Source organism: Phenylobacterium sp. (assembly GCF_024508875.1).
GTDB lineage: Bacteria > Pseudomonadota > Alphaproteobacteria > Caulobacterales > Caulobacteraceae > Phenylobacterium.
Map to the genome: position 1 here is coordinate 1 of NZ_JANINU010000077.1, position 8,935 is coordinate 8,935.

The 8,935-nt window shown below is 69.3% G+C and carries 11 protein-coding genes; 5 read left to right on the top strand and 6 right to left on the bottom strand.

What is annotated here, in order from left to right:
• Positions 1 to 183 precede the first annotated feature (183 nt).
• Positions 184 to 939, bottom strand: a complete 756-nt coding sequence (locus tag Q0L11_RS07165) for an SDR family oxidoreductase (RefSeq protein ID WP_296596326.1) — start codon at positions 937 to 939, stop codon at positions 184 to 186.
• 18 nt (positions 940 to 957) lie between these two features.
• Entirely contained in the window at positions 958 to 2,436 is a 1,479-nt protein-coding gene (locus tag Q0L11_RS07170; RefSeq protein WP_296596328.1) for a carotenoid oxygenase family protein, read from the bottom strand.
• A 157-nt stretch (positions 2,437 to 2,593) separates the two neighbouring features.
• On the opposite strand from Q0L11_RS07170, the gene Q0L11_RS07175 reads away from it, so the two are divergent.
• Positions 2,594 to 3,052 carry an SgcJ/EcaC family oxidoreductase gene (locus tag Q0L11_RS07175; RefSeq protein WP_296596330.1) on the top strand — a complete coding sequence of 153 codons (459 nt, stop codon included), beginning with the start codon at positions 2,594 to 2,596 and terminating at the stop codon, positions 3,050 to 3,052.
• Here the strand turns inward: Q0L11_RS07175 and Q0L11_RS07180 are convergent.
• On the bottom strand, positions 3,049 to 4,254 hold the full coding sequence (locus Q0L11_RS07180; RefSeq protein ID WP_296596331.1) for an acetyl-CoA C-acyltransferase: 1,206 nt from the start codon (positions 4,252 to 4,254) through the stop codon (positions 3,049 to 3,051). The genes Q0L11_RS07175 and Q0L11_RS07180 overlap by 4 nt on opposite strands.
• Before the next feature lie 144 nt (positions 4,255 to 4,398).
• Between Q0L11_RS07180 and lepB the strand changes: the two genes are divergently transcribed.
• Positions 4,399 to 5,178: a signal peptidase I gene (lepB, locus tag Q0L11_RS07185; RefSeq protein WP_296596332.1), complete on the top strand. Its 780-nt coding sequence runs from the start codon at positions 4,399 to 4,401 to the stop codon at positions 5,176 to 5,178.
• On the opposite strand, the gene Q0L11_RS07190 is transcribed toward lepB, so the two are convergent.
• Entirely contained in the window at positions 5,175 to 5,528 is a 354-nt protein-coding gene (locus Q0L11_RS07190; RefSeq protein ID WP_296596333.1) for an EF-hand domain-containing protein, read from the bottom strand. The two genes, lepB and Q0L11_RS07190, sit on opposite strands and share 4 nt — an antisense overlap.
• 126 nt (positions 5,529 to 5,654) lie before the next feature.
• Here Q0L11_RS07190 and Q0L11_RS07195 point away from each other — a divergent pair, with 126 nt between their 5' ends.
• Positions 5,655 to 5,972, top strand: a complete 318-nt coding sequence (locus Q0L11_RS07195) for an Hpt domain-containing protein (protein ID WP_296596334.1) — start codon at positions 5,655 to 5,657, stop codon at positions 5,970 to 5,972.
• Between the two features lie 4 nt (positions 5,973 to 5,976).
• Here Q0L11_RS07195 and Q0L11_RS07200 read toward each other — a convergent pair whose 3' ends face one another.
• Together Q0L11_RS07200 and gcvA are read right to left on the bottom strand one after the other, a co-directional pair.
• The gene (locus tag Q0L11_RS07200) at positions 5,977 to 6,606 is read right to left on the bottom strand and encodes a hypothetical protein (protein WP_296596335.1); all 630 of its coding nucleotides are present in this window, start codon (positions 6,604 to 6,606) and stop codon (positions 5,977 to 5,979) included.
• A gap of 25 nt (positions 6,607 to 6,631) precedes the next feature.
• A complete protein-coding gene (gcvA, locus tag Q0L11_RS07205; RefSeq protein WP_296596336.1) occupies positions 6,632 to 7,588 on the bottom strand; it encodes a transcriptional regulator GcvA in 957 nt (318 codons plus the stop codon).
• 177 nt (positions 7,589 to 7,765) lie between these two features.
• On the opposite strand from gcvA, the gene cobA reads away from it, so the two are divergent.
• Both cobA and Q0L11_RS07215 read left to right on the top strand, forming a co-directional pair.
• On the top strand, positions 7,766 to 8,620 hold the full coding sequence (cobA, locus tag Q0L11_RS07210) for a uroporphyrinogen-III C-methyltransferase (protein WP_367183362.1): 855 nt from the start codon (positions 7,766 to 7,768) through the stop codon (positions 8,618 to 8,620).
• Positions 8,617 to 8,935 (top strand): DUF2849 domain-containing protein (locus tag Q0L11_RS07215; protein WP_296596337.1); only part of this gene is annotated, 319 nt, incomplete at its 3' end. The genes cobA and Q0L11_RS07215, both read left to right, overlap by 4 nt.

The following is an 8,935-nucleotide window of genomic DNA, read 5'->3' on the forward strand; positions in this document are numbered from 1 at the left end:
CGGATGAACCAGTCCAGCACCTTCATGTTCTGGTCGACGGTCTGCTCGATCCCGTCGTTGTTGTGCCAGAGCTTGGCGTCCGGTGCGTAGCAGGCGCGGACGGTCGCTGTGTCGCCGGCTTGGATGGCGCCGACGAACCGTTCGGCGAAGTCGAGGTAATCCTGGGCGGTCACGACGCTCTCCCTATCGGCCGGTGGTCACGCGCTCGCCGGACAGCGAACGGCGCATCTGCAGCTCGAAGCCGGCTGGATCGCGGGCCAGGTTGGCGCGCACGTCCACCGCCATGAAGTCGGTGTCGACCTCGGTGGCGCCCTTGCGGATCGCCTTCAGGGCAGCCTCGGCGATCGTCGCCGGCGTCTCCTTGAAGCCTTCCACGTGGCTCGCCATCCGTGTGTCGACCGAGCCGACGATGAGGGCGGTCACCGAGGTGTTCTGCGCGGCCAGCTCGGCGCGCAGACAGGTGGACATGGCGCGCCCTGCGAACTTCGAGGGGCTGTAGCCCCCCATGCCCGGCACCGCCACGATGCCGCCGGCCGACAGCACGTTGGCGACGGCGCTTTCCTTGTGGCGCGCGAGGATCGGGGCGAACGCCCGACACATGGCCAGCGGACCGAAGTAGTTGGTCTCCATCTCGGCCCGGGCCGCGGACAGGTCCGGGGCCTTGAGCAGGGTCTGCATCGAGAACTGGCCGGCGTTGTTCACCAGGATGCTGACGTCCTGGCATTTGGCGGCGGCCGCCTCGATCTGCTCGGGCTTGCTGACGTCGAGCTGCACGGCCACCACGCGGGCGTCCTCGTCGACGAGGTGCTGGGCGTTAGCGACCTCGCGCGTGCCCACGTAGACCTTGGCGGCTCCCGCCGCGAGGAACGCGCGAACGAAGGCCTCGCCGATACCCCGGTTGCCGCCCGTCACCAGGGCGACGCTGTCCTTGATTTCCATCCCTAGACTCTCTTTTGCTTACGCGGCGACGAGGCCGTCGCGAATGAAAGCGCGGTCAGCCCACACCGAGTGCGTACCGCTCGAGATCTTGTGCGGCAGGGCGATGCGGCAGACCGGCCCGGCGTCGAAGCGCTTGCAGTCGATCAGGACGCATTCCGACGTCTGGCGGTTCTCATCGATGATGAAGCTGACCAGGTAGCCGTCGTCCTCGTCCTTGGCGTCGATGCGGGGCACGAACGGCGACTCGCTGGCGTACCGGCCCTCGGCGAGGTTCACCTCCCAGGACTCGCCGGTCTCAAGGTCGTGCTTCACGAAGCCGGTGAAGAGGAACCAGCCCGGGCGGGTCTTGGTGGAGTAGGCGTAGCGGTAGGGCTTGCCGGCATAGCGCTGGTTGAACATCCCGAACTCCAGGATGCGGTCGTCCAGGTGCTGTTCGGTGGTCTTCCCGGTCTTCAGGTTGAAGCGCCAGCGGTGCAGCTTGGGCAGGAAGCTGTGCTCGTCGAGGAACGCCATCATGTGGCCCAGGCCTTCGGGCGCGTCCGGCAGCGGCCGCGGCGTCGGGTTTTCCTGGAAGTAGCCGTCCATCACCACCTCGTCGCCGTCCTCGTAGGCGTTGAGGAAGTGCAGCACGTAGGTGGGATCGGCCTCGAACCACTTGATGTCGGACGCCTGGCCGTAGCGGGGGATGACCGCGAACCGCGACGGGATGCCCGGGTGCGTGCGAACCGCGTGGACGCCCTTCTTCAGCAGATCCTCGTCCCAGAACACCGGGAGGTCGTTCAGGATCGAGTAGTTGGCGCTGAAGGCCATGTCGTGCGGGAGGCGCGGGCCGGGCAGTGGCACGGGCACGTAGTGGGTCAGCTTTCCGTGCCGGTCGACGACGCCGTAGTGCATGTAGGGCGCGTACTTCGAGTAGTTGAAGAACAGCAACTCGCCCGTGGCCTCGTCGACCTTGGTGTGAGCCGACACGCCGTCCAGCGGCCCCCAACTGGCGACGCCGCCCTGCTCCAGCGTTTCCGGGTCCAGCCAATAGGCCTCCCCGCACTGGTAGAAGGTCGAGACGATCTTGCCGCCGTGGACGACGACGTCGGTCGACGCCGTGTCCTTCAGCCCGCCATGCGCGCCGAAGCCGGGTCGTAGCGATACGCCGGGGCCGTCCATCAGGCCGCCCCACAGCGACTGGCCCGCCTCCTGTTCGGCCTCGAAGCCGCGGGTGCGCACGAAGCGATTGCGGTAGTCGGCCTTGCCGTCCTTGAAGCTGATCAGGTGCAGCATCCCGTCACCGTCGAAGGGATGGTGCCGACCCAGCGGCTGCTGCGCCGGGTTCTCGGTGTTGCGGACGTAGACGCCGTCGATGTCCGAGGGGATCGCCCCCTCGATCACTTCGAGGTCCGTGGCGTTCACCTCCTCGTGCTGCGGGGTCCAGGGGCCGCTGAGGTACGGGTGGTTGCTGGGCAGCAGCGACGTCCGTACGGGCGGCAGGCGCTCCATCTTCATCTGGGCTCTCCGAAGACTTCTGTGGCGGCCGATCCGACGCGCCCTTGAACCAAGCCTAGCATCATGGTCTTGTTGTGCAAGTGACCAGTCGGCGACAGGGCGAAGCGGTTCGTCCAACAAGGCGTCGATGGCCCGACCGCGGACCTGGAGGAGAGCGATGAAGACGTTACTGGCGGCCGCGGCGGCCTTTGCGATGGCGATGGCGCCGCTGGCTGCGCAGGCCGCGGACACCGACGCGAGCCGCATCGCGGTGGTCAAGGAGATGATCGCCGCCTGGAAGGCCGCCGACTGGAAGAAGGTGGGCGATCTCTTCGCCGAAGATGGTGTCCTCCACTCGATGATGATCGAGCCGGTGAAGGGCCGGGAGGCGATCTACCAGCGCATCGCCGCGCTGGGCAAAGGCGCGCCCGGCGGCGTGGTGCTGGACGTCTCGCACATGGGCGTCATCGACGGGCTGGTGTTCATCGAGCGCGTCGACCGCTTCACCTACAACGGCAAGCCGGGCGCCGTGCCGGTCGTCGGGATTCTGGACGTCCAGGACGGCAAGGTGAAGGCCTGGCGCGAGTACTACGACCGGGCCCAGCTTCTGAAGGAGATGGGCGCCAGCGACCACTAGACCCGTTCGAGGACCATGGCGGCGCCGACCCCGACGCCGCCCGTGGCCGCAACCAAGCCCGTCTCGGCGTCGAGCTGCGCCATGTCGTCCAGCAGTGTGGTGGTGAGGATCGCGCCCGTGGCGCCCATCGGGTGGCCCATGGCGAGATGGCCGCCGTTGGGGTTTACCCGCTCCATGTCGGGGGCGTAGCGGCGCTCGAACACGACGGGCACGGCGGCGAAAGCCTCCATGAACTCCACAGCGCCCACATCGCCCAGCTTGAGGCCCGCGCGGTCCAGCGCCCTGTCCATCGCGGCGTAGCCCGCGGTGAGTTGCATGACGTGGTCGCCCGCGGCCTCGCCGACGGCGCGGATGCGGGCGAGGGGGGCGAGCCCCAGCGCGCGGCCGGCTTCCAGCGTGCCCAGCAGCAGCATCGCCGCGCCGTCCGAGATCGGCGGACAGTGGGCGACCGAATGCAGGTGCCTGACGTCCGTCAGCTCCGGGCGGCTGGTGAGCAGGATGTCGTCGTAGCCCCCGGCGCCCGCGGCGGCGAACACCGGCCCGAGCTTGGCCAAAGACGCGCCGTCGCCGAAGTCGCGGATGTTCTCGTCTAGGGCCAGGGCGACCTGGCCTTCGCCGTCCACCACGGGAATCACGCGACCGTCGTAGCGCCCCTCGGCCCATGCCGAAGCCGCGCGGCGGTGCGAGCGCAGGACCGCCGCGTCCATCTCGGCGCGCGTGACGCCTTCGACGGTGGCTAAGAGGTCGGCGGCCAGACCCACCGGCGCCCAACCCATGGCCGTCGCCATGCCCAAGTCGGTGTAGAAGTCCGCGCCGTCCGCCAGGAACGGGGTCTGCGACATGCTCTCGACGCCGCCGGCCAGCGCCATGTCGACTTGGCCGCACTCGACGCGCCGCGCAGCGTCGGCGATCGCGCTGAGACCCGAGACGCAGAAGTTGTTGATGGTCAGGCAGGCGATGTCGTCCGGCAGTCCGGCCTGGATCCGCGCCGACAGGGCGATATGGCCGCCCTGGACGCCGGTCTGCGTCACGCACCCCAGGGTCAGATGCCCGGCGCCCGCGACGGCTTCCGCGCCGTTCCGCCGCGCGAGGGCATCGAGAAGCTGTCCGACCAGGCGAGCGGGCTTCACCTTGGCGAGCGAGCCGTCCGGTCGCCCTTTGCCGCGCGGCGTGCGCACCGCGTCGAAGATGTAGACCGACATCCTACTCCTCCCCCACCTCGGGTAAGTCTTGTAAACGAAGTCATATCCGCGCGGAAAGGGCGATCCGCTGTCCGGACACGATGCCGGCCAAGTCCGGACACGGCCTTCCTTGCCCCCCGACCGGCTGAGACGCCTGCTGGCGGCATGGAAAGCCCGACGACGTTCGAAGAAGCCCTCCCGCCTGCAGGGCAGAAGTCCTTTGCCGCAGAGGCTCTGGAGCTTGCGAAGACCATTGGCGCGGCGCTGCTGATCGCGCTGGCGCTGCGCGTCGCGTTGTTCGAGCCGTTCACGATCCCGTCGGACTCGATGGAGCCCGGCCTGCGCACCGGCGATTACATCGTGATCACCAAGTTCGACTATGGATGGAGCCGCTACTCCATCCCGCTCGCGCCGCCACTTCTGAAAGGACGCATCTTCGCGCGTGCGCCGAAGCGCGGCGACGTCGTGGTTTTCAAGCTCCCGCGCGACACCTCGCAGAACTACATCAAGCGGCTGATCGGTCTGCCCGGCGACCGGGTGCGGTTCGAGGGCGGCGCGATCTTCGTCAACGACAAGGCCATCGCCCGCGCCCCCGCAGGCTTCACGCGCGATCCCGGCTCACCCGAGGTCACGGTGCAGGAGGTGGTCGAGCGCCGGCCCGACGGGCGGCCCTACGTCACCTTCGATCGCGGACCAGGCCACGACGGCGACGACACCCGGACCTATGTGGTGCCCGAGGGGACCTACTTCATGATCGGCGACAACCGCGACAATTCGCTCGACAGCCGCTGGCCGCCGGCGGTGGACGGGGTCGGCTTCGTGCCCGCCGAGAACCTCGTCGGTCAGGCGCGGTTCGTCCTGCTGTCGTGGCGCGGCGCCTCGCTTTGGAAGCCGTGGACCTGGGCCAGCGTTGACGTCTCCCGGCTGTTCAAAGCGGTGCGCTAGCGGCGGCGGTATTCTTCCAGGCTGAGGACGCCGTCGTGGTTGGCGTCCATGCGGGCGAAGGCCACGCGACGTAGGAGATCCCGGCTAGGATCGGGCGCGGGACCGGGGCGGGCGAGCGAGGGCAGGGCGACCGCGCCGAGCGCCGCGGCGATCATGGCGCCCGCGGCGATCCGCCAGCGACGGCGGGACGAAGCGGCCGGCGCTTCGATCTGCCGGTCGATGAAGGCGCGTACGGCTTCGCTGGCCGTCCGCCCTTCGCGCTGGCAGCGATCCATGAACGCGATCTTGGCCGCGTAGGGGATCCGGATCTCGAGCGACTCGCTCTTCTTGGGCGGCTTGGGTTCGTGCATGGCGGAAGCCAAACCCAATACGGCCGCGCGGGACAGTGAAATCGTGTCCGGACACGCCTTCGACGCAGGTTGAAGCGGCGGGGTCGGCCCGTTACCAGCGGCTCCGGGATCAGGGAATCGCATGCCATGGCCGACGACGCGGTGGACTTCGAGTATCTGGAGACGTTCGCGGCCGGCGACATGCAGGTGGTGACCGAGGTGCTGGCCCTCTTCCAGGGGCAGGCTGAAGGCTGGATGAGCCGACTGGACGCGCCCGGCGAGGGCTGGCGCGACCTGGCGCACACGGTCAAGGGCGCGGCCCGCGGCATCGGGGCGACGGTCTTGGGCGACGTCGCCGGCCGGGCCGAGTTCGCCGATTCGTCGATGGCCGGGGAACTGAAGCAGGCGCTGGCCGACGCCCTGGGGGCGATCGAGGGCTACCTCACCCGCATCGGCGGCGGCTGATCCCTCAGGGGACGAAGACTCGGTCGGAATAGGTTTCGATCAGCAGCGCGAAGGGGCGGCCGTCGGGCGTCTGCAAGTACGCGCGGTGCTGCAGGACGTTCTGCGGCACGACGACCGGCGCATCGAAGGCGGCTGGATCGACGGCCTCCCAGCCGGGCGGCAGGGGCTGGAACAAGAGGCGGGACGACAGCGTCCGACGCTGGAAGTTCAACGGGCGAACGACAACGCCGAACGGTCGCTCCGTCGATTCCAGATCGATGTTCATCTGCGCCGTCAGGCGGCCGGGCAGGTACCAGTTGTCCGCGCGAGACAGCACCACCTCGCCGCACTTGAGCTCGACGTGCCGCCGGCGGACCGGCTCGTTGGCCGCCGCTCCGAGCTGGCGTCGCGCGGCGTTGGCCGCGGTCAGATCGTCCGGAATTTCAACCTGATGCGCCAGGATCCTCGGCGCGTTGGGATCGCGTCGGTCGCATAGCGACTGCAGGACGGCGGTGGCGCTGTCGTGGCTCAGCAGGTCTGCGTTCAGCGTCTGTAGCTGAGCCTGCAGCCGCAGGCGCTGAACGTAGTTCGCCTGGGCGTCCTCGGCCGCCGCGCCGCCGGGCGCAAGCGAAGCCGCCGTCACGACCGCCGCCACGAGACCTCCTGCAAACTTCAAAACCCTAGATCCCCGCGCCGTTGTCGATGGCCTGGAGGGCCTCTTCGTGCGCCTGGGCCTCCGCCTCGATCCAGCCGATGAAAGCCTTGACCTGAGGCAGCCGTCCCTTGGCCTTGGGATGGACGAGGTAGTAGGCGAAATCGACCGCCTGCGCCATCTGCAACGGCGCCACCAGGCGGCCGGCGTCGAGGTCGGCCTGGGCCAGCGTGCGCTTCGCGAGAGCGACGCCGCGGCCGTTGGCGGCGGCCTCGATCACGAGGCTGGACTGGTTGAACCGCGGGCCACGGTGACCGTCGATCCCCCGCAGTCCGCGGGCCGCCAGCCACATGGACCAGTCCGGGCAGGAATCGTCGATCTCGGGCGAGCCGTCGTGCAGCAGGACGTGGTTCGCGAGGTCCTCCGGCGCGTCGAGCGGATGCTCCTTCAGCAGTTCCGGGCTGATCACGGGAATTACCGCCTCGCTGACCAGTCGCTTCACTTCCAGGCCCGGGTATCGACCGGCGCCGTAACGCAAGGCAAGGTCGACTTCGCCGGCGCTCAGATCGACAAGTTCCATGCCGGCGTTGAGCCAGACGTCGACGTTGGGGTGCGCCCGCTCGAAGGCGCCCAACCGCGGCGCCAGCCATTTGGCGGCGAAGGAGGGCGGGGCGGTGATGGTGAGACGGCGGCCATCCACGGCGGCGGTGAGCAGGCTCGCCGCTTCGGCCAGACGGTCGAACGCCTCACGCAGGGCCGGCAGGGCGGTCTGGGCTGCGTCGGTGAGCAGCAGGCCCTTCGGCGTACGCTTGAACAGCGCCGCGCCGACGTAGTCCTCGAGGTTCTGGATCTGCTGGCTGACGGCGCCGGGCGTCACGGAGAGCTCGTCGGCGGCGCGGCTGAAGTTCAGATGACGGGCGGCGGCCTCGAACGCACGCAGGGCGTTCAGCGGCGGCAGGCGGCGGCGCGGCTGGTTCCGATCCATTCGAGAATTCCTGACACCCCCGGCAGAAGTCCTTGGGTTGCGAATTGGGCCCTCGCCGCCCTTATTGCAAGCGTCCGGCGGTGTATCGGCCCTTTTCGCCGGCGGATGTCAGGCGGGGCGGGCGGCAGTCCGCCCCGTCGTGATTTCAGGGCTGGCGTGTCGATAGAGAAGCTAAAGATGGCTGTCGGAAACGGCAAACGCAGGGGCGGCGATCGCCTGGTGGTGCTGGGCGGCGGCGCGCCCCGCCGCGGTCCTGGCCGTGTGTGGCTGGTCGGCGCGGGCCCGGGCGATCCGGAACTGCTGACCCTCAAGGCGCTCAAGGCGCTGCACGGGGCCGAGGTCGTGGTCCACGACGGCCTGGTTTCCGACGAGATCCTGGACCTTGCGCCGGCGAGCGCGCGCCGGATCAGTGTGGCCAAGCGCAAGTCCCGCCACTCCTACAGCCAGGACGAGATCAACCGGATGCTCGTCGCCTTCGCCCTCGAGGGGCTGGAGGTCGTACGCCTCAAGGGGGGCGACCCCTTCATCTTCGGCCGGGGCGGCGAGGAGTTGGAAGCCTGCCGCGAGTCGGGCGTCGAATGCCTCGTGGTTCCGGGCGTGACCGCGGCGCTGGCCGCGAGTGCGAGCGCCGGCGCGCCGCTGACGCACCGGGGCTCGGCCCAGGCGGTGACCTTCGTGACCGGCCATGCGGCCAAGGGCGGCGAGCCCGATCTGGACTGGGCGAGCCTGGCCAGGGCGAACCAGACGGTCGTGATCTACATGGGCCTGTCGATGGCCGCTCCGATCGCCGCGCGCCTGATGGCCGCCGGCCGGGCGAGCTCGACCCCGGCCCTGATCGTCGAGAGCGCCAGCCGCGCGGAAGAACGCCGGATCGTGACCACCCTGGCGGACCTCGCCGGGGCGGCTGCGGCGCTGAGCGGCCCGGCGCTGCTGATCGTGGGCGAGGCGATGGCCTTGGCCCAATCCAGTGAGCAAGGGGCCGGCGAAGGCCGTCCCGAGATCGAAACGCTTATCCATGAGGCGCGGGCATGAAAGCTCTGACCGCCAACCGCCTGACCGACGGCGAGGTCGTGTTCTGGAAGGCCGGCCAGTGGGTGGCCCGCTTCGCGGACGCCCAGCTCTGGGACGACGACGATCCGGCGGCGGTGCAGGCCGAGGCCGCCGGCAAGGCCCAGCCCCAGGTCGTGGTCGACGCCTACCTCATCGACCTCATCGAGTCCGAAGGCTTGTGGGCCCCGATCAGCTACCGTGAGCGGATCCGCGCGCTGGGTCCGTCCAACCACCTGCACCATGGCAAGCAGGCCGAGGGCGGGGCGGTGATCGAGGCGCTGCAGCACGCCCACGGCG

Bases quoted from the DNA above. Each gene is read 5' to 3' on its own strand.
- Q0L11_RS07165 (WP_296596326.1), bottom strand. From the start codon at position 939: ATGGAAATCAAGGACAGCGTCGCCCTGGTGACGGGCGGCAACCGGGGT.
- Q0L11_RS07170 (WP_296596328.1), bottom strand. From the start codon at position 2,436: ATGAAGATGGAGCGCCTGCCGCCCGTACGGACGTCGCTGCTGCCCAGC.
- Q0L11_RS07175 (WP_296596330.1), top strand. From the start codon at position 2,594: ATGAAGACGTTACTGGCGGCCGCGGCGGCCTTTGCGATGGCGATGGCG.
- Q0L11_RS07180 (WP_296596331.1), bottom strand. From the start codon at position 4,254: ATGTCGGTCTACATCTTCGACGCGGTGCGCACGCCGCGCGGCAAAGGG.
- lepB (WP_296596332.1), top strand. From the start codon at position 4,399: ATGGAAAGCCCGACGACGTTCGAAGAAGCCCTCCCGCCTGCAGGGCAG.
- Q0L11_RS07190 (WP_296596333.1), bottom strand. From the start codon at position 5,528: ATGCACGAACCCAAGCCGCCCAAGAAGAGCGAGTCGCTCGAGATCCGG.
- Q0L11_RS07195 (WP_296596334.1), top strand. From the start codon at position 5,655: ATGGCCGACGACGCGGTGGACTTCGAGTATCTGGAGACGTTCGCGGCC.
- gcvA (WP_296596336.1), bottom strand. From the start codon at position 7,588: ATGGATCGGAACCAGCCGCGCCGCCGCCTGCCGCCGCTGAACGCCCTG.
- cobA (WP_367183362.1), top strand. From the start codon at position 7,766: ATGGCTGTCGGAAACGGCAAACGCAGGGGCGGCGATCGCCTGGTGGTG.